The sequence below is a fragment of the Herpetosiphonaceae bacterium genome, from assembly GCA_036374795.1.
GTDB lineage: Bacteria > Chloroflexota > Chloroflexia > Chloroflexales > Kallotenuaceae > LB3-1.
The window spans coordinates 1-18987 of sequence record DASUTC010000164.1; the positions used below are offsets into that span (position 1 = coordinate 1).

An 18987-nucleotide genomic window follows, 5' to 3' on the forward strand; every position below is an offset into this window, starting at 1 on the left:
GCGGATTCGATGTGAGCGTGTTGGTGCCCCACAGCACGATCAGCTTTGCGCTGGCGAACTGCTGCGGATCGGTGCCGATGCTCTGGCCGACGGTGTAGCGATAGCCCTGGCTGCCCGCAGTTGAGCAGATCGTGCGGTCGAGCAGCGACGCGCCAAGCTTGTTGAAGAAGCGCCGGTCCATCGAGCCGTACATCAGCAGGCCCAGCGAGCCGGAGTAGGAGTAGGGCAGAATCGCCTGCGGCCCGTACTCGGCGCTGATCATCCTGAAGCGATTGGCGATCTCGTCGAGCGCCTCGTTCCAGGTGATGCGCTGCCACTGCCCCGCGCCGCGCGGCCCGACGCGCCGCATCGGGTAGAGCAGCCGGTCCTCGTGGTAGGTGCGCTCGATATAGCGCGAGACTTTCGCGCACAAAAAGCCCTGCGTCACCGGATGCGCCGGATCGCCGCCGATTTTAATCGCCCGCCCATCTTTGACCGTGACGAGCATCGCGCAGGTGTCGGGGCAATCGTGAGGACAGGCGGCATGAACAATTCGGATCGATGGATCGCTTGTCAGTGCCATGCGAATATCCTTAACAGAATAAAGAACCGGGTGCCACGCCCAGAGGGCGCCCGGCGCACAAAGAACAAATACTAAAGCCGCTTGTTCTCTTGTCCGCCTGTTCCTTTGTTCTCTCGCTTGTTCCGTATTTTCCTCCCAATATGATACCATGCCACCTCGTATGGGTGACACACACGCTCCCGATCGATCGCGGGCTGGGCGCGGGCTGGTTGCAGGCGCGCTGCTGGCGCTGACGATGCTGGCGCTTGGCCTGCGCACGTGGCGGCTCGGCATGGTGCCTGCCGGTCTGCACTTCGACGAGGCCGCGCATGGGCTGCTGGTTCAGAATCATCTGTTTCGCGGCCAGACGCCCGTGTTTTTCTCGTCGTACACAGGGCACGAGGCGCTCTACCACTATACGCTCGCGCCGATTCTGGCGCTGCTCGGCCCAACGATCCTGGTGCTGCGGCTGGCTGCGTCCCTGTGGAGCAGCGCGCTGGTGCCGGTGGTCTATCTGCTCGGCGCGCGCTGCTGGGGCTGGCGCTGCGGCCTGATGGCGGCAATCGCGGCTGCCTGCGGCGGCTGGCTGGTGCATGTAGGCCGGATCGGGTTTCGGGCCAATGCGCTGCCGGTGGTTTCGGGTCTGGCCGTGCTGGTGCTGTACCGGGCGCTGCTGCGACAGCGGCGACGCGACTGGCTGCTGAGCGGCGCGCTCTTCGGACTGAGCCTCTACACCTATCTGGCCGCGCGGATGCTGCCGCTGCTCGTGCCGCCGCTGCTGCTCTACCTGCTGATCTGGCATCGTCCGCTGCTGCGCCGCAGCGGTCGCGGCCTGGCGCTGTGGACGATCGCGCTGCTGGTCGTCGTCACGCCGCTGATCGTGCATATGCTGCGCGTGCCAAGCGATCTGCTCGAGCGGGTGAGGCAGATCTCGGTCGCGGAAACGCAGGCAGGCTCGCCGATGCTGGCGATCGGGCGGCAGATATTGGCGACGCTTGGCATGTTTGGCGTGCGGGGCGCGCAAAATGGCTTCTTCAATCTACCGTCGCGTCCGGTCTTTCCGGGCATCGCCGCGCTGCCGTTCTATGCGGGCGTGGCGCTTGCCGTGTGGCGCTGGCGCAGCCTGCCGTACGCGCTGGCGCTGCTCTGGCTCGGCCTGATGCTGCTGCCGACGATCCTGGCCGCCGACGCGCCGCACTGGCTGCGCGCGATCGGCGCGGCTCCGGCGGCCTATCTGCTGTGGGGCCTGGGCCTAGGCGCGGCCTGGGATTGGATCGCGGCGCATCGACGCTGGGGTGCCGCGCTCGGCTGGGCTGCGGCGCTCGGCTGCACGCTGTGGTGGACGCAGGCGACGGCGCGCGAGTACTTCGGGGTCTGGGCGCGGCGTCCAGAGCTGTACTACGAGTACATGCGGTACGCCACCGACGCCGCTGGTGTTGCGCAGGAGGTGCCAGCCGACGAGGCGCTGCTGGTGTCGGAGGATTACTACCGGCACGCGACGTATCTGTTTCTCGCGCCGCGCACCCGCAGCGCCCAATGGTTCGACGCGCGTCATGCCGTGGTCTGGCCGCGCACCGCTCCCTGGACCGCGATCGTCAGCGTCAGTACTCCCACGACGCCCGATATTCAGCCGCTCCTGGTGCAGGCGCGGGGCGAGCCCTACGCCCCCGATGGTCTGTACGCCTACATCAAGCTGCGCGGCGAGACGATCCCGCCGTTCGAGCCGCCGACGCCGCTCGATGTGCGCTTCGGCTCGATCCTTGATCTGGGTGGTATCGGCATACGCGGCGCGGCGCAGCCGGGCGGTACGCTGCATGTCCAGCTCTACAGCCGGGCACTGGCACGCAGCAAGCACGAATTGCGTGTCTTCGTGCATCTGGAAGACGCGCAGGGGCGGGTGGTGGCGCAGCAGGACGCGCTGGGCTATGATGCGCGCGCGTGGCAGCCGGGCGATCAGTTCATCAGCTTTCACGATCTCAAGCTGCGCGCTGCGCTGCCCGAAGGGCCGATTCGACTGGTCGCCGGGCTGTACGATGTGGTGACGGGCGCGCGCTATCCGGTGACGGGCGCGGGCGCGCATGGCGATTTTGTCGAGCTGCCGCTGCCGTAGGGCTGCTCGCTGCTAGGGCAGGATGCTCAGCCAGAACAGTAATGTGCAGATGATCCAGACGATGAGGATAAGACCTGGCGCGGCTTGCGTCCCAGAGATGTTGTAGTAGATTGCTCCGACCAGGCCTATGGCGAATGGTAGCGTCAGGCTTCCGATCAGCAACAGGGCAAAGAGTTCGGCCATTGCAATTCTCCTGCTCACTCGGATAAATGCTCTTTGCCTCGTTTGTATCCAAATCGTACGACGCTTGATAGGAGATTGCTGGAAGGCTAGCCCTGCACGTGGCTCAGACGGGAGTGGAGAGGGAGCAGACCCTCACCATGCCCAAAGGGCACCCGCCTCCTGCCCCGCGCTCAGGCGGGCCTCCGACTTCGCTTCGGCGCAGGCGAGGGGGAAGGGAGAGCTTTTTGTTCTTTGTTCTGCCCTGGTTCTTGGTTCTCCACGCCGCTCTCCCTCACTCAGACGCTCACTGGTCGCCGCGCGCTCGACGCCCCGAGCCGCACACCACCGACAGAGCGCCTACGGCCCCTCGTACTTGCCGACGCTGAAGACGATGTAGTTGTAGGGGATGATCTGCGCGGGATTGTTTTTGTTGACGACCTGACCGTTGTTCGGGTTATAGACCCACTCGCTCCAATCCCAGACCGTCTGAAGCTGCTCAGGGATCTGCACCGCCAGATACGCGCCCTGGGCCAGCCGCGCGCCCATCGGCAGGCTGCCGAAGTCGAGGCCCATGTAGAAATCCTGCACGGCTACGTTGCGGTTGCGCGCGGCGATCGATTTGGTCAGGCTGAAGGCCATGCTGGACAGCGGCGCGATGGCAGGCTGGAGCGTGTCCACGAGCTTCAGCCCGGCCTTGAACACATCCGAGTCCAGCGCGTCGAGCATGGCCTCGTCGTCGTCGTTCTGGACGTTGACGGTGAAGCATTTGAAGGCCACGCCCTCGGTGCCGACGTTCAGCCCGATGAAGACCGGGTAGCCGATGATCGCCGCCTGCTCGCCCTCGCGCACGCGGTAGGTCGAGTTGAAGTGCAGGTGCTCGACGTTATCCGCGACCTGATTCTGCGCGTAGAAGTCGAAGAGGACGCGGTGAATGCCGCCGCCGGGGTACGACGCGACGCGCAGCCGGTCCAGCGTGATCTTGATCCGCCCGTTCTTGAGCGTGGGGTCGGGCGCGATGTTGCCCGCGTGCTGGATCGGCTGGGGCGTGCTGCCGGGCGCTGACGGGGCCAGGTAGCCGAAGGCGTGCGTGGTGTGCTGCCAGGGCTTGTCTTGGAACGGCCAGAGGCTCTTGATGCCGCCGAACGAGGTCGAGCGCGTTGGCTGCTCGCTCTGCGTGGATTCCAGCGTGTCCGCCGTGGTGTGCTCGCCCATCTCGCGCAGCTTGGCGGCTGCCTGCTGCGGTGCCAGCTTGCCGATCACGGGTAGCTCGTCGAACCAGGATGCTGTCATGGGGTTATTCTCCTTATCTCGACGCGGTAGCGAAGTGCGCCTTCGACAAACTGCCGCAGGCGCACTGTTGGAATATGAGCTGGATCGGGGGAATTTCCAGAGGTCATACGCATCTCCTGTCGCGAGGGGGAACGCGCTACACCTAGCATACACGACTGTGCAGCCGCCGACAAGAGGCGCGCAACACGTGCCCGATTCGCTGCACGATAGCCTGTAGTTTGGCTGTCATGTAGCTGTAATCTGCGTAGATATATAGGAAAAAAGTACTCATGCTACGCTAGTCATATGCTCAAACAGCTTCACATTCCAGTCGTTTTCTCCCGATTGCGGTTGACATGGGCCGAGACGTTGCTCCTGTCTGTCGCCATCCTTCTGGGGCTGGCTGCCGCGCTGGCGGCGCTCGTCTCGCCGATGAGCGCTATTGTGCTGCTGCTCGCGGCGGCGGCGATGATCGCGCTGGTCCGCGAGCGCGTCAGCTATCGCCAGACGTTGCTGGCGCTGGCCGAGCGGCTGGATGCGGTGGAGACGTTGAGCAAGTTCGAGATCAGGGGCGCGAACGGCGCGGGCGCGATCGATCAGGCCCTCAACCGGGCCATACAGCGCACCCGCGAGCAGACCCGTCCCGCTTCTGCCCATCCGACGCCGCTGCGGATGGTCGAGCTGAGCACAACGGCTGAATCGCTGCCGACGGTGGCGGTGCTGAGCATCGATCTGCGGCGCTCGGAGCTTGAGCTGCACGCTGCGGCGTCGATCGAGCAGCTTACACATATCGCGGAGGCCGTTAGCGCTGCGACCCGGCAGGCGCACGCGATGCTGCAAGCGCAGGGCGATGGCACGCTGCTGGCGATCTTTGGCGCGCATCAGGAGCAGGCTGTTGCGCTGAGCATTCGTCAGGCGCTCGACGTAGCCCTGACGCTCTCCGGCAGCCACGCCGATCTGCGCTTTGGCCTGAGCTGCGGCCCCGGTCGGCTGTGCGTGCTGCCCGGCGTCGGCCAGATGCTCGTCGGCTCGCCGCTCGAAGATGCGGTGCGCCTGTCGCGGATGGCGGCATCCTGGCACGAGTACAGCCTGCTGTGTACCGAGCCGACCGCGCTGCTCGCCCGATCGTTCCCCAGCCAGCGCACGCCGCTGCAATTCACCTACGCGGCCATGCCCACGCTGCCGGTGTACGCGATCGACCTCGATCCGTCGGCGGTGGCGATGAGTGCGTAGGGCGAAGAACCAAGAACCAGGAGCCGAGAGCCGGAAACTCGAAACTCCGAACTTGAAACTTGGAACTTGAAACCCCGCTCCCCCGTTTGCGCTCCCTCCCCGATTGCCTGTATCCTGTAGCCGATCCATCCCTGAGGAGGCTGCTATCGGCACGCTCTACATTGTTGCGACACCAATCGGGAATTTGGAAGACATCAGTCTGCGGGCGCTGCGGCTGCTGCGCGAGGCTCGGCTGATCGCGGCGGAGGATACGCGCCATACGCGCCGCCTGCTCACGCGCTACGAGATCGCCACGCCGACGATCTCCTACCACGAGCACAACAAGCTGGTCCGTCGCGATACGATCCTGGCCGCGCTGGCGGAGGGCGATGTCGCGCTGGTTTCGGATGCGGGCACTCCCGCGATCAACGATCCAGGCTATGAGCTGGTCGTGGCGGCGATCGAGGCGGGCTACACAGTCTCGCCCGTCCCTGGCCCGTCCGCGCCGATCGCAGCGCTGGTCGCGTCGGGGCTGCCGACCGCGCAGTGGACCTATCTTGGATTTTTGCCGCACCGCAGGACCGAGCGGCTGTCGTTTCTTCAGCAGTACGCCGCGCTGCCCACGACGCTGCTCTGCTTCGAGACGCCGCACCGGCTGCGCGCGGCGCTGGCCGATCTGCAAGCGGTCTTGGGCGATCGGCGGATCTGCGTGGCCCGCGAGCTTACGAAGCTGCACGAGGAGTTTGTGCGCGGCTCGATTGGCGATGCGATCGTTCACTTCGAGACACACGCGCCGCGCGGTGAGTTTGTGCTGGTGATCGAGGGCGCGACCGCTCCGCCCGTTGAGGAGTCGCTTGCGGCGGGCGAGTGGCAGGAGCGCGCGCGATCTCGGCTGCATGAGCTTGCGGCGCAGGGCGTGGCCGGGAGCGCGGCGGCCAAGCAGGTGGCGAAGGAGCTGGGCGTGGCGCGGAGCGAGGTCTATGCGCTGTGGGTGGCGCTGAGCGACGAGGGATGAAGCCGGAAATCCCGCCCCGCATCCGCGCACATTTCGCCACTCACCCTAACATAATGATCTCCGCCTCGGCCACGCCTGCCTCGATCGTCAGGATCGCGAGCGAGGGCTTGCGGCCAAAGCGGGCCGGGCCTGCCGAGCCGGGGTTGAGAAAGAGCACATCGTCGTGACGTTGCAGCAGCGCAATATGGCTATGCCCGCAGATGTACACGTCGGGCCTGGGCGTGGGCAGCCGACCCCGGAGTTCGCTGGGCGTGCCGCCGATGTGTGTCATATAGATTGCGCAGCCTGACAGCTCCAAGCGCTGGACGCGCGGATGCTGCCGATCCAGCGGCCCGCCCCAGTCGACGTTGCCGGTGACAGCCAGAACGGGCGCGATCGACTCAAGCTGCCGGATGATCTCGGCCTTGCCGATGTCGCCCGCGTGCAAAATCTGCTCGACTCCCGCAAAATGTGTCGGGATCGATGGGTGAAAAACGCCGTGTGTATCCGAGATAACGCCGATGCGCATATTCAACCTCATGTATAAGCTGTGCTAATGGTACCATGCTCAAAATCCTGTGGCTGTGCGCCTGCGTAAGCCAACTGTCAGCCGTGCATTTTGTAAAGCTATAGGCCCTATGCTAGAATACAGCGGTTTTGTGAGGGATATACGTGATACGCCGCTGGGGTTTGTGGGGCATGATCGGCCTGGTGGTGGTACTGGTGGCGGGTGCTGGCCTGTATGGCCTGCGGCGCGCGCGCAGCCAGACGCCGCTGACGATCACCGGCCCGAATATTTTGCCGAATAACGATTTTTCAAAAGATACGGATGGGAATGGCGTGCCCGATGGTTGGACACCTGGGGCTGCGGGCGTCAAGCTGGTAACGACGACCGTCGATGGCTCCGGCCAGTCGGTGCAGATTCTCGGCACCAATAACTATTTGCAAAGTCCGTACATCGCCGCGCGGCCTGGCGACGAGTTCCGCGTGGCGTTTCGCGCGTTAAGCGATAGTCCGTCGCCGACCAGGGTGCGCGTGCTGTTCCACTGGCGCGACGCCGACGGCATCGACTTCGAGGTGACGCGCGGCGCGTGGCAGGATGTGCCGTCGCTCAACTGGAGCGTGATCTCGGCGGCGGCGACCGCGCCCGCCGATGCGGTTCAGGTGGCGATCTCGATCCGTCCGGCCTCGGATGACCGCGTGTATATCGACGAGCTGAGCATGGGCCAGCTTGGCGTGCGTGTCGCGCCGTGGCCCGACGGGAAGCGCGCGGCGCTGGCCTTCTCGTTCGACTACGAAACCGCGATGGGCGGGCTGATCCACGGTCGCAGCGTGGACGATCCTAACGCCGACAGCGATCCAACCGAGCGGGCGCTGCGGATGCGCGAGGGCGCGGAGCAGGCGCTGGCGCTATTCGAGCCGGGCAACATCCGCGCGACGTTCTATACCAACGGCTACAACTTCCTGACCGGCAATGTGGAGCGTCGGCAGTTCATGGGCAATCCGATCTACACCTGGGCCAGCACCGAGGCCGGGCATAACTGGCGCACCGACCGCTGGCAGAGCGAGCCGTGGTTTTCGGTCGATCCGTACAAGACCGAGGCCGAAGCGCCCGCGTGGTATTTCGGCTCGCAGATCGCGACGCTGCAACAGGCGCGGCAGGACATTCAAAGTCATACCTTCTCGCATTTCGCCGGAACCTACGTCACGCCCGACGACTGGCGCGCCGACTTTGCGGCGTGGAAGCAGGTGGCGAAGGAGCGCGGCGTGCCGCCAGCGACCAGCCTGGCCTTTCCGTGGAGCAGCAGCTACGGCATGCGCTTCGACAACTGGGATGTGCTGGCGCGCGAGGGCATTCGCTCCGTGACGCGCACCGTCTGGAATCCGGGCCTGCGCCGCTCGTGGCTCGCGGATCGGACGCACTACGCGCTGCGCCGTCTGCCCGCGCATCCCGATATTGCCGTGATCAGCGATGTGTATCTCACGCCCGGCTCGCGCGAGAGCGTGTTGCAGCAGATGCAGGCCGCGCTGCTCAACGAGGGCGCGATCGATGTGTGGGCGCATACCGAGGAGGTGACGTCGCCCGCGCAGATCGCGGCCTGGCAGGCGGCGATCGACGCAGCCCGCCGCGACTTCTGGATCGCGCCGGTGCCGGAGATCGTGCAGTATGCACAGGATATTCGGCGCGTCGCGGTGGATGTGCAGATGGAAGCGCCCAACTATCGCTTGCAGGTGCGCAACGGCAGCCCCAACGATCTCAAGGGCGTCGCGCTGACGCTGCCCTTCACGCCGGAGCGCATCGAGGTCGATGGGCAGGCCGTGGAGCCGAGCGGCACGACGCTGATCCTTGATCTGGCGCACGGCACCACCCGTACGATCACGCTCTACCGTCGGGCTGCGCAGAGCGGCGGTCGGCAGGCTGCCGCGAAGGAGGCGACATGGCGCGTGTAGCGACGCTCAACTACGAAGATCGGCGCGTGCTCTCGATGCGCGTCTGGGTGCTGCACTGGCTGATGGTGATCCTCGCGGCTCTGGCGGCAGTGCTGATCGCGCTGCCATCGGTGCTGCGACAGCCGACCTTCTACGCCTCCCAGGCGGTTGTGCAGTTCGATGCGGCGACGTTTCCGGCGCTCTTCGACGGTGGCGCTCCGAGCGCGCTCCTGCGCGAGCAGCAGGATAACCTGGGCGGCGTGCTGCGCATGAGCTACGAAGACCTGGGGCGGCGCGGCCTGGAGTATGCCTATCCTGAGCCGGGCCGGATCGCGATCACCGCCTACTCGCTCGACCCTGAGGTCGCGCCGAAGATCGCGGCCAGCGCCGCCGAGGGCCTGACCCGCCGACTGTACGCGATCGAGGGCACGGAGGCGCTGCGCACGCTGCTGGGACACGAGGAGTACGCGGCGCTGACCGGACGCGCGCCGAGCACAGGCACAGATCCGGCTCAGGCGGTCGAAAGCGATCTGCTGCGGCGCTTGCTGCTGACCCAGGCGCTCGATGATGTCGGTCCTCAGCAGGGCAGCGCATCGATCGCGGCCCTGACGGAGCCGCAGCGCCAGTCGTTGACGCGCGCGCTCGAAGTGCTGACCGAGCGAACCGAGATCAATCTGCGCAGCGCGGAGCAGGCGGAGCGCGCCAGCCGCAGCGATGCCGAGCGGAGCGCTGCTGCCGAACAGGTACGCGGCGCGCGCAGCACGCTTAGCGCCGTCCGCGAGCTGACGAGCTACATGTATCGGCAGTACGGCACGCGCTTCGACGTCTACTCCAGCGCTCCCGCGTTCGTCGTCCAGCGCGCGGCGGCGGCGACGGTCGTGCCGAACTACAGCCTGCTCAAGCTGTCGATCGCCGCCTCGGTCGGGCTGATCGGCGGGCTGCTCACGGTGCTGATCGATCGGCAGGTCGGGATTCTGGTGAAGCTTCAGGAGCTATGGAACTACCGCGAGCTGATCCGCAACATGGTAGCCCGCGATCTCAAGGCGCGCTACAAAAACTCTGTGCTGGGCTACGTGTGGTCGCTGCTCAATCCGCTGCTGATGATGGGCGTCTTCTGGCTGGTCTTTAGCCTGCTGCTGGCGAATACAATCCCGATGTTCCCGGTCTTTTTGATCGTCGCGCTGCTGCCGTGGAACTTCGCGGTGACAGCCGTCAGCGGCGGCATGCGCTCGATCCTCGACAACGCCAATCTGGTCAAAAAGGTCTATTTTCCACGCGAGATTTTGCCGATCACGGTGGTGCTGAGCAACCTGGCAAACTATATTTTCGCGCTGCCGGTGATGTTCCTGGTGATGGCGGTGGTGCAGTGGCTCACGCTGGGACGGCTCAACTTCTCGTGGACCTTTGCGTTCTTGCCGGTGCTTATTATCATCCAGACGATCTTCCTGATCGGCATGACGCTGCTGCTGTCCACGATCGCGGTCTTTTTCCGCGACACGACGCATATTATCGATATTCTGATCCAGCTCTGGATCTTTCTCACGCCCGTCTTTTTCTCGCTGGAGCAGATCGCGACGCCGACGCAGGCCAAGCTCGTCCGCTGGTTCAACCCGATGGCGTCGATCATCGATTTCTACCGCGACATTCTGTACGGCCAGACCAAGAATGTGATCCCGGTGCCAGGATTCCCGGCGCTCGACGGCGTGTTTCGCACGCTGCTGACGGCGCTGGTGATCCTCGCGCTTGGCTCGTACGTGTTCCACCGCTACAGCGGGCGCTTTGGGGAGGAGATATGAGTTTCGAGGTTCAAGGTTCAAGGTTCAAGTTCCAGGCTCTCCTTGTTCCTTTGTTCGCTTGTTCAGTTCTTGGTGTGCCGGGTGTCCATGCCCAAAGGGCACCCGCATGGCACCCGTTCCTGGTTCTAGAAGGGGAAAAGAGATGATGGGGGACGCCCCGACATCCCCAGCCTCGCAGCCTTTATGAATGCTGTTGAATTTGAAACCGTCTCGAAGCGCTTTACCCTGCATCGCGAAAAGCGCAACTCGTTTCAGGAGCGGGTGGTCAATCTTCTGCGGCCACGCGGCGAGAGCGAAACCTTCTGGGCGCTGCGCGATGTGAGCTTTAGCGTGCCTGCGGGCGAGACGCTCGGCCTGATCGGGCACAACGGCTCCGGCAAGTCGACGACGCTCAAGCTGATCACGCGGATTCTTGAGCCGACCAGCGGCAATGTGCGCGTGCGCGGGCGAGTCTCGGCGCTGCTGGAGCTTGGCTCCGGCTTCCACCCGGATCTGACGGGCCGCGACAATATCTATCTCAACGGCTCGCTGCTGGGCTTTGGCCGCGCCGACATGCAGCGCCGCGTGGACGAGATCATCGAGTTTGCCGAGCTGGGGCCGTTCATCGACACGCCGGTGAAGCATTTTTCGTCGGGCATGTACATGCGGCTGGGCTTTGCCATCGCCACCGCCGTCGATCCCGACATCATCATCACCGACGAGGTGCTGGCGGTCGGTGACGAGGCGTTCCAGCGCAAGTGCATGGAGCGCATGTTTAGCTTCCGGCAGGAGGGCCGCACGATCCTGTTCGTGTCGCATAGCCTGGACGCCGTGCGCAACCTGTGTACCTCAGCGATCTGGCTTGACCACGGCGAGCTCAAGGCGGCGGGCGATCCGGTGACGACGATCGACGCTTATCTCAGGCGGACCAACGAGCAGGAGGCTGCGCGGCTGGAGCGGGAGCGTCATGCCGGGGCCGATGGAGCGACCGACGTTGCACCAACCGGTGTGAGCGCGGCGAAGTCGTTCAACCGCTGGGGCAGCGGCGAGATCGAGATCGTGCGGGTGGCGCTGCTCGACGCGCAGGGCCGCGAGCCGAGCACCTTTCAAACGGGCGAGTCGCTTACGGTACGGCTGTTCTACGAGGCACACCAGCCGATTGACGATCCCGTCTTTGGCCTGGCGCTGCATCATGTCAGCGGCTTCCACATCAGCGGGCCGAATACGCGCTTCGGCGGCATGTCGCTGGGCACGGTGCGCGGGCGCGGCTACGTAGACTACACGATCGACGAGCTGCCGCTGCTTGAGGGCAACTATATGCTGACGGCGGCGGTGTACGATACGAGCATGACGCATCCCTACGATCATCACGAGCGCATGTATCCCTTTATTGTGCAGACCAGCGCCATCGCCGAGCGGTGGGGCAGCTTTCATATACCGGCGCGATGGAACTGGAAGCCAGCTTAGAAAGTGTACAGAGCATGGAGCGGAGCGCTGTGCGGCAGCCCGTTCGCGAAACCTGGCACGAGCCGGGCCTGGTCGGCGTGCTCTGGCTGCTGCTGCTGTTCACGCTCGGCAGCGCGGAGATGCTCTCGTGGGGCCTTCAGAACGTTCCGGCTGGCGCTGGTCTGGCGCTGCTGGGCGCGGCGCTGTATCTCGCGCCGGGCCTGGCCCTGGTGCAGGCGCTCTGGCCCGACAGCGCGCTGAGCTGGCCGGAGAAGCTGGCGCTCTCCTGCGGGATCGGCGTCGCGCTGCCGCCGCTGCTGCTGCAAACGGCGCATCTGGTGCGGCTGCCCTGGAGCGGCTGGGCCACGTGGATCTATGCGCTTGCCGCGCTGGCGGCGCTGATCGGGCCTGCGTGGCGGCGCGCTCCGGCATGGCGGCAGATGACCCGTCCGGCGCTGTCGAGCCACGCGCTGCTGCTGGGCAGCCTGCTTGGCGTGGCGCTGCTGACGCGGCTGTACGCGATCCGCGATCTGCCGGTCGGGATGTGGGGCGACTCGTACCACCACACGATGATCGCGCAGTTGCTAGTCGAGAATCGCGGCCTGTTCAACTCGTGGGAGCCGTACGCGCCGCTGGTCACGTTTACCTACCACTACGGCTTTCACGCGAACGTCGCCTTTTTCCACTGGCTCAGCGGCATCTCGGTGCCGCACAGCGTGCTGTACGTGGGCCAGCTCATGAACCTGGCGGCGCTGACATCGGCGTATGTGCTGACGACGCGCCTGACCAACAGCCGCGCGGCAGGGCTGTGGGCACTGGCGCTGACCGCCTTTGCCAACACGCAGCCCGCGTTCTACGTGAACTGGGGCCGCTACACGCAGCTTACGGGTCAGGTAGTGCTGCCGATCGTGGTGCTGTGCTGGATGGCGCTGCTGGAGCACGGGCGTTTCTGCTGGCGGCGCGTGGCGCTGACGACGATCGTCACGGCCAGCCTGATGCTGATCCACTACATCGTGACGATGTTTGCGGTGCTGTTTCTGGCGACCTATGTGCTGGTGCTGCTGGCGCGCGCGCCGCGCTGGTCCGCCGCGCGGCGCGTGATCGAGCGGTCGGCGCTCACGGCGGGGCTGGCGCTGATCGTGGCTGCGCCGTGGCTGCTGAACACGCTCGGTGGGAATCTCAGCCGCAACGTGGCGGACTTCGTCGATCGCAGCGTGGGCATGGAGCGCATCAGCAGCACCTCGACGCTCGACTCGATCGCCCCGTTCTACGTCGACGGCGTGGTGCTGGCGCTGGCGGCGATCGGCGTGGTGCTGGCGCTGGCGCGGCGCAACTGGCGGGCGGGGCTGCTGGCGGTGTGGAGCGCGCTGCTGATCGTGATCGTCGTGCCGTATGTCTTTGGCCTGCCCGGCTCCGGCGTGGTCGGCGCGTTTACGTCGTTTATCGCGCTGTACATCACGGTGATCCCGCTGGCGGCGTATGTGCTGGGCCTGCTTCAGGAGCGGCTCACGGCCTGGCATCGGCTGGCTGGCGCGGTGGTCGGGCTGGGCGCGCTGATCGGCGTGAGCGTGTGGGGTATGCGCTGGCAGGAGCAGGTGATCGAGCCGCGCTACCAGTTGTTCACGCCCGCCGACGAAGCGGCGATGGCCTGGATTCGCGAGAGCACGCCGCCGGATGCGAAGTTTTTGGTGAATATGTTTCCGGCATACGGCGATACGCTGGTTGTCGGCTCCGACGGCGGGTGGTGGATTCCGCTGCTGACCGGACGACCAACGACGCTACCGCCGATTACCTACGGCAGCGAGCGCGCGGCGACGACGGGCTACTCGCGGCAGATCAGCCGGTTTGCGGCGGAGCTGCGCAGGCATCCGCTGCCAGACGCGCAGGGTATCGCGCTGCTGCGGGAGGGCGGGATTCGCTACATCTACAGCGGCGCGCACTCGGCGCAGCCCGACAGGTTCGATGTCGAAGCGCTGCGGGAAAGCCCGGCGCTGCGGGTGGTGTACGAAGCAGAAGGCGTGACGATCTTTGAGATCGTGCCACAAGCTGCCGCAAGGTTGGAGTAAGGATCTATGACCAAGGGAGTGAGCCGCCTGCCGGGATTGGAGCAGGCGGCGCAAGAAATGCCGTTCGATCAGTTCGGGCGCTACCACATGCTGCGCGAGGCGGTCGATGCCTGCCGCGAGCCGCTGGGCGCGCCGCGGCTGACGATCCTGGATGTCGGCGGTTTTTACGAGGATCATGGACAGCCGACGCTGCCGCTGAAGCGCTTTCTTCCCGCCGATAGCGTGACGGTCCTCGATGTGGTGGAGTGCGATCTGCCGGGCTACGTCAAGGGCGACGGCACCGCGCTGCGCTTCGACGACGCCAGCTTCGATCTGGTCGTCTCCGCCGATACGCTTGAGCATATTCCACAGTCGGCGCGTACGGCCTTCTGGCAGGAATTGCTGCGCGTGGCGCGGCACGGCGTGATCTTGCTCGCGCCGTTCGGCACGCCGGAGGTCGAGGCCGCCGAGGCGCTGCTCTTCGAGTATATCAGGGTCGAGCTACGCGCCGAGCACCAGCAGTTGAAGGAGCATCGCGACTACGGGCTGCCGCGTCTGGAGGAGTGGCTGGATCTGCTCGATCGCGAGGGCGTTGCTGCGCGGGCCTATCCCACGGGCTACCTGCACGCCTGGCTGGGCATGATGCTGATCAAGCATCTGCTGCTGCGCGTCGATCCCGGCATCACAGCGCAGCGGCTGCTCGACTCGTACTACAATCGATCGTTCTTTCCCACGGAGCGCCGCGATCCGGCCTATCGCCATCTGATCATCGCCGAGAAAACGCCGGGGCTGGTGGCGGCGGTGGATGCGGTGCTCGCGCCGACGATCATGCCGCCGCAATCAGATGCCTCCGCCGACTGGGGCGGCGCGCTCCAGCCAACCCTGGTGACGGTGATGCAGCGCCAACTGCTGGCCCATCACGACGAGACGGCCAGGCTTCAGACGCACTACCAGCAGCAGGTCAGCGCGCTGGAGCGGATCATCGCCGATCAGCAGATCGTGATCAACCAGATGCAGGAACATGTTGTGGTGGTCAACGAGCGCGGGCGGCTGCAAGTCGAGCGCTACGAGGGCGCGCTGCGGGATCTCTTGGAGCGCTCCCAGTGGCTCGAAGGCCAGGCGGCGACGCTGCGGCGGCAGCTTGAGGCGGTGCAAAACGGACGAGTCATGCGGCTGCTGAACAGGTTGTCAGGAAGGAAGCGATCGTGACTCTGCCTACGGTATCGGTGGTCGTCGTCAACTTCAACGGACGCCAGCATCTAGAGCCGTGCTTTAGCTCGCTGCTCAAGCAAGACTATCCAGCTGAGCTGGTCGAGCTGATCCTGGTGGACAACAACTCGCAGGATGGCTCGCGGGAGCTGATAGCCGCGCGATTCCCGATGGTCAGAGTGATCCAGAACGCCGACAATCGCGGCTTCGCGCCCGCGGTCAACCAGGGCGCGGCGGCGGCAGGCGGTCGCTACCTGGCGCTGATCAACAACGATGCCTACGCCGATCCGCGCTGGATCAGGGCGATGGTCGAGCCGCTTGAGGCGCAGCGCGCCGAGGGCGTGGCGTGCGTCGGCGCGCGCATGCTGGACTGGCACGGGCGGCGGATCGACTTCGTGGGCGGCGGCGTCAACTTCTACGGCCACGGCGATCAGTTCTTCCACCAGTTTCCCGCCGATGCGGTCGCCGTCGAGCAGGAGCAGTTGCTCTTCGCCTGCGGCGGCGCGATGCTGGTCGATCGGCAGGTCTTTCTCGACACAGGCGGCTTCGACGAAGACTATTTCGCCTACTTCGAGGACGTTGATTTCGGCTGGCGGCTCTGGCTGTACGGCTATCGCGTGCTGCTCGCGCCTGAGGCGGTGGTCTATCATCGCTCGCACGGCACGTCCAGCACGATGTACGGCCATCAGGTGCGCACGCTGCTTGAGCGCAACGCGCTGATGACGATCATCAAGAACTACGACGACGAGCACTTGCAGCGGGTGCTGCCAGCGGCGCTGCTGCTGCTGCTCAAGAAAAGCCTGCTGGACGGCGGCCAGACGATCGATCGGCGCGAGTTCGACATGCGCCAGCGCAATCATGCCACGGTCGATCCGACGATCCCGGTGCCCAAGGCGATGCTCAGCTATATCGTCGCGGCGGGCGATCTGATCGACGATTTTCCGCGTCTGTGGGCCAAAAGGCAGGCGATCCAGGCACGTCGCGCCCGTCCCGACGCCGAGATCCTGCCGCTGCTCAAGCGCCCGATGGGCGCCAACTACCTCGCGCCGTCCTACCTGCTGCTTCAGGAGACGCTCACGGAGGCATTCGATATTCGCGCTATGTTCAATGGCTCTCGCACAACGCGGGTGCTGATCCTCAGCAGCGATCCGCTCTATCAGAATCTGGCCGGGCCTGGTATTCGGGCCGTCGAGATGGCGCGCTACCTGGCGCAGACGTGCTACGTGACGCTGGCCGCGCCTGAGCAGGCGGCGGTGACGATCGCGGATGTCGAGTGTGTGGCGTTTCAGCGCGGCGATCAGGAGGCGGTGCAGCATGTCGCCAGCCACGCCGAAGTGCTGATCGTGCAGGGCTTTACGCTGGCGCTCTATCCGGCGCTCAAAGCGCTGCACAAGGTGCTCGTCGTCGATCTCTACGATCCGTTTCACCTGGAAAACCTGGAGATTCATACGCGGCAAAGCCCGGAGTCGGTGGTGGAGCGCACGGCGGGCGATCTGGCGATCCTGAACGAGCAGCTTTGCGTGGGCGACTTCTTTATCTGCGCCAGCGAGCGGCAGCGCGATTTCTGGCTCGGCGCGCTCGGCAGCCTGGGCCGTCTCTCGCCTGAGGCGTATCAGCACGATCCGACCTTCCGCTCGCTGATCGACGTGGTGCCGTTTGGCCTACAGCCAGCGCCGCCGGTTCATGAGCGCAAGGTGATCAAAGGCGTTGTTCCCGGTATCGCCGCCGACGATACGCTGGTGCTGTGGGGCGGCGGGATCTGGGACTGGCTCGATCCGCTGACGGTGATCCGCGCGATGGCGATTGTGGGGCGGCAGCGGCCCGATGTGAAGCTCTTTTTCATGGGCTACCATCATCCCAATCCCAACGACGTGCCGGTGATGGCGATGTACGATCGGGCGGTGGCGCTGGCCTGCGAGCTAGGGTTACATAGCCGGACGGTCTTTTTCAACGATCGCTGGGTGCCCTACGACGAGCGGGCGAACTATCTGCTGGAGGCCGACATCGGCGTCAGCGCGCATCTGGAGCATGTCGAGACGCGCTTTGCGTTCCGCACGCGGCTGCTCGACTACATCTGGGCCGGGCTGCCGATGGTCGTCGCGGCGGGCGATACGCTGGCGGATACGGTGATCGAGCGCGGGCTGGGCTATGTCGTGCCGATCGAGGATGCTGAAGCCTACGCCGCCGCGATCCTGGCGCTGGCGGAGCAGCCGAATGCGCGGCAGATGTACGAGCCGACGTTTGCCGCAGCGCGGCAGCAGTTTGCCTGGCCCCAGGTGCTCCGCCCGCTGTTCGCGTTTTGCCGACAGCCGCGCTACGCGCCGGATAAGCGGCGGCAAGCGCCAGCGATCAACGAGCAGGCGACACAGGGCTTGCTGCCCAGCATTCAGCGCCGCATGGACGAGCTGGACGCGATCGTCGCGGCCAAAAACGAGCATATCGCCTATCTCGAAGGCTTGATCGGGCAGGTCCAGCATGGGCGCGTGATGCGGCTGCTGCGGCTGCTGCAACGGGTGTTTGGCCGTATTTGAGAGCGCCGAGACATGAGAGTAGCCCGGCGCTACGATTGGTTGGCGCTGCTCGCGTGGGCCTGAAGCTTCCACGCGAGCAACGCGCTATCGAGCGCGTCGGCGGCGGAGCGCGCGGCAATCTCGTCGATCGTGCTCTGGAGCGCGCGTTGCAGCGCCAGGTTGAAGCGTGTCTGCTGATCGAGGCTGGGCCGCACGTACCAGCGCGTCGCGATGCTGTTCCAGGCTGTGCGCAGCGCGGCGACCAGCGGCCAGCGCGACCGAAATCGAACTTCGGCCAGGACGCTGTTGTGCGCGGCCTCGTCGGCAAGGTCCAGAAGCGGCTGAAGTCCGTCGTCGGGCAGCATGCCCTCGCGGAGCCTGCGGCCTGTCGCCAGGATCGCCGCGCGCTGAGCAGCATCGGGCGGGTCCAGGGCTGTCATCCCCTGCTCGTAGACCAGCCTCGCCACTCGACGATCCAGCAGCGGCGCGGTTCGTAGCCGGGCGCGCTCTGCCAGCCGAAACTCGTTCCAGAGCATCGGCCAGGCGTGCCAGGTGAGGGCGTAGCGCAGCCGGTTGCGCAGGTAGTAAAAGTAAAACTCAGCGCTGAACTTGCCGGTCGACGAGGACTCGGAGTGGACGACGGCGGCGCGCGGCGCGGTGACAACCCGGTAGCCAGCCCGTCGCGTCCGCTCGCAGAAGTCGCTCTCCTCGAAGTATGCCGGAAAGTAGCCCTCGTCGAAGCCGCCCCGCGCCGCCCACAGATGGCGGGGAAAGGCCATCGCCGCGCCGTGGACCGCCCACACGTCGGCGGGAGTATCGTACTGCCCGGCGTCGATCTCGCCCGCGCCCCGATGCGCCGTGAGCAGCAGCGGCAGGTCGAGCAGCGTGCCGATCGATTGAATCCGCCCCTCGGCGTCGAGCACCTTGCTGCCCGCGACGCCCACCTGAGGATCGGCGAAGGGCGCGATCAGCTCGTCCAGCCAGCCAGGGCAGGGGATCGCGTCGGGGTTGAGCAGCGCGATCAGGCTGCCGCGCGCCTGGGACACGCCACGATTCACGCCGCCCGCAAAGCCCCAGTTTTCGGCCTCGGCCAGCAGCCGCACCTTAGGCGTGTGTCCACGGAGGCGCGATACGGTATCATCCTGCGAGGCGTTATCCACGACGATAATCTCGTGGTCGAGGCTGGTCGGAAGCCGGGTCAGCGCTGTGAGGCACGCATCGATCTGCCGGGCGCTCTGGTAGGTGACGATAATAATCGAAACAGTCGGCTGCATGGCGGCTATT

General features: G+C 65.5%; 14 protein-coding genes. 9 read left to right on the top strand and 5 right to left on the bottom strand.

Annotated features, from left to right (window positions below; all coding sequences use genetic code 11):
- A partial coding sequence (locus VFZ66_11745; GenBank protein ID HEX6289860.1) for a molybdopterin-dependent oxidoreductase occupies positions 1-562 on the bottom strand: 562 nt, incomplete at its 3' end.
- A gap of 160 nt (positions 563-722) precedes the next feature.
- Between VFZ66_11745 and VFZ66_11750 the strand changes: the two genes are divergently transcribed.
- Positions 723-2651 carry a glycosyltransferase family 39 protein gene (locus VFZ66_11750; GenBank protein ID HEX6289861.1) on the top strand — a complete coding sequence of 643 codons (1929 nt, stop codon included), beginning with the start codon at positions 723-725 and terminating at the stop codon, positions 2649-2651.
- Positions 2652-2663: 12 nt separating this feature from the next.
- On the opposite strand, the gene VFZ66_11755 is transcribed toward VFZ66_11750, so the two are convergent.
- Positions 2664-2834, bottom strand: coding sequence for a hypothetical protein (locus tag VFZ66_11755; protein ID HEX6289862.1), 171 nt, complete (start codon positions 2832-2834; stop codon positions 2664-2666).
- Between the two features lie 336 nt (positions 2835-3170).
- Complete coding sequence (locus VFZ66_11760; GenBank protein HEX6289863.1) at positions 3171-4103, bottom strand: hypothetical protein; 933 nt, start codon at positions 4101-4103, stop codon at positions 3171-3173.
- Between the two features lie 348 nt (positions 4104-4451).
- Between VFZ66_11760 and VFZ66_11765 the strand changes: the two genes are divergently transcribed.
- Both VFZ66_11765 and rsmI read left to right on the top strand, forming a co-directional pair.
- The gene (locus VFZ66_11765; GenBank protein HEX6289864.1) at positions 4452-5315 is read left to right on the top strand and encodes a hypothetical protein; all 864 of its coding nucleotides are present in this window, start codon (positions 4452-4454) and stop codon (positions 5313-5315) included.
- Positions 5316-5418: 103 nt separating this feature from the next.
- Positions 5419-6309: a 16S rRNA (cytidine(1402)-2'-O)-methyltransferase gene (gene rsmI, locus VFZ66_11770; GenBank protein ID HEX6289865.1), complete on the top strand. Its 891-nt coding sequence runs from the start codon at positions 5419-5421 to the stop codon at positions 6307-6309.
- A gap of 40 nt (positions 6310-6349) precedes the next feature.
- Here rsmI and VFZ66_11775 read toward each other — a convergent pair whose 3' ends face one another.
- Positions 6350-6817, bottom strand: coding sequence for a metallophosphoesterase family protein (locus tag VFZ66_11775; protein HEX6289866.1), 468 nt, complete (start codon positions 6815-6817; stop codon positions 6350-6352).
- Between the two features lie 143 nt (positions 6818-6960).
- Between VFZ66_11775 and VFZ66_11780 the strand changes: the two genes are divergently transcribed.
- From VFZ66_11780 to VFZ66_11805, 6 genes are all read left to right on the top strand, one after another.
- Complete coding sequence (locus VFZ66_11780; GenBank protein HEX6289867.1) at positions 6961-8739, top strand: hypothetical protein; 1779 nt, start codon at positions 6961-6963, stop codon at positions 8737-8739.
- Positions 8727-10514, top strand: a complete 1788-nt coding sequence (locus VFZ66_11785) for an ABC transporter permease (protein HEX6289868.1) — start codon at positions 8727-8729, stop codon at positions 10512-10514. Before VFZ66_11780 ends, VFZ66_11785 begins: the two co-directional genes overlap by 13 nt.
- A 183-nt stretch (positions 10515-10697) precedes the next feature.
- On the top strand, positions 10698-11960 hold the full coding sequence (locus VFZ66_11790) for an ABC transporter ATP-binding protein (protein ID HEX6289869.1): 1263 nt from the start codon (positions 10698-10700) through the stop codon (positions 11958-11960).
- Positions 11961-11989: 29 nt separating this feature from the next.
- Positions 11990-14005, top strand: coding sequence for a DUF6541 family protein (locus VFZ66_11795; GenBank protein HEX6289870.1), 2016 nt, complete (start codon positions 11990-11992; stop codon positions 14003-14005).
- A 6-nt stretch (positions 14006-14011) separates the two neighbouring features.
- Positions 14012-15193 carry a methyltransferase domain-containing protein gene (locus VFZ66_11800; protein ID HEX6289871.1) on the top strand — a complete coding sequence of 394 codons (1182 nt, stop codon included), beginning with the start codon at positions 14012-14014 and terminating at the stop codon, positions 15191-15193.
- Positions 15190-17724: a glycosyltransferase gene (locus tag VFZ66_11805; protein HEX6289872.1), complete on the top strand. Its 2535-nt coding sequence runs from the start codon at positions 15190-15192 to the stop codon at positions 17722-17724. The genes VFZ66_11800 and VFZ66_11805 overlap by 4 nt, the downstream gene beginning before the upstream one ends.
- A 29-nt stretch (positions 17725-17753) precedes the next feature.
- Here VFZ66_11805 and VFZ66_11810 read toward each other — a convergent pair whose 3' ends face one another.
- Positions 17754-18977: a glycosyltransferase family 2 protein gene (locus tag VFZ66_11810; GenBank protein HEX6289873.1), complete on the bottom strand. Its 1224-nt coding sequence runs from the start codon at positions 18975-18977 to the stop codon at positions 17754-17756.
- Positions 18978-18987 lie beyond the last annotated feature (10 nt).

Bases quoted from the DNA above. Each gene is read 5' to 3' on its own strand.
- VFZ66_11785 (HEX6289868.1), top strand. From the start codon at position 8,727: ATGGCGCGTGTAGCGACGCTCAACTACGAAGATCGGCGCGTGCTCTCG.
- VFZ66_11790 (HEX6289869.1), top strand. From the start codon at position 10,698: ATGAATGCTGTTGAATTTGAAACCGTCTCGAAGCGCTTTACCCTGCAT.
- VFZ66_11775 (HEX6289866.1), bottom strand. From the start codon at position 6,817: ATGCGCATCGGCGTTATCTCGGATACACACGGCGTTTTTCACCCATCG.
- VFZ66_11810 (HEX6289873.1), bottom strand. From the start codon at position 18,977: ATGCAGCCGACTGTTTCGATTATTATCGTCACCTACCAGAGCGCCCGG.
- VFZ66_11760 (HEX6289863.1), bottom strand. From the start codon at position 4,103: ATGACAGCATCCTGGTTCGACGAGCTACCCGTGATCGGCAAGCTGGCA.
- VFZ66_11800 (HEX6289871.1), top strand. From the start codon at position 14,012: ATGACCAAGGGAGTGAGCCGCCTGCCGGGATTGGAGCAGGCGGCGCAA.
- VFZ66_11755 (HEX6289862.1), bottom strand. From the start codon at position 2,834: ATGGCCGAACTCTTTGCCCTGTTGCTGATCGGAAGCCTGACGCTACCA.
- VFZ66_11750 (HEX6289861.1), top strand. From the start codon at position 723: ATGGGTGACACACACGCTCCCGATCGATCGCGGGCTGGGCGCGGGCTG.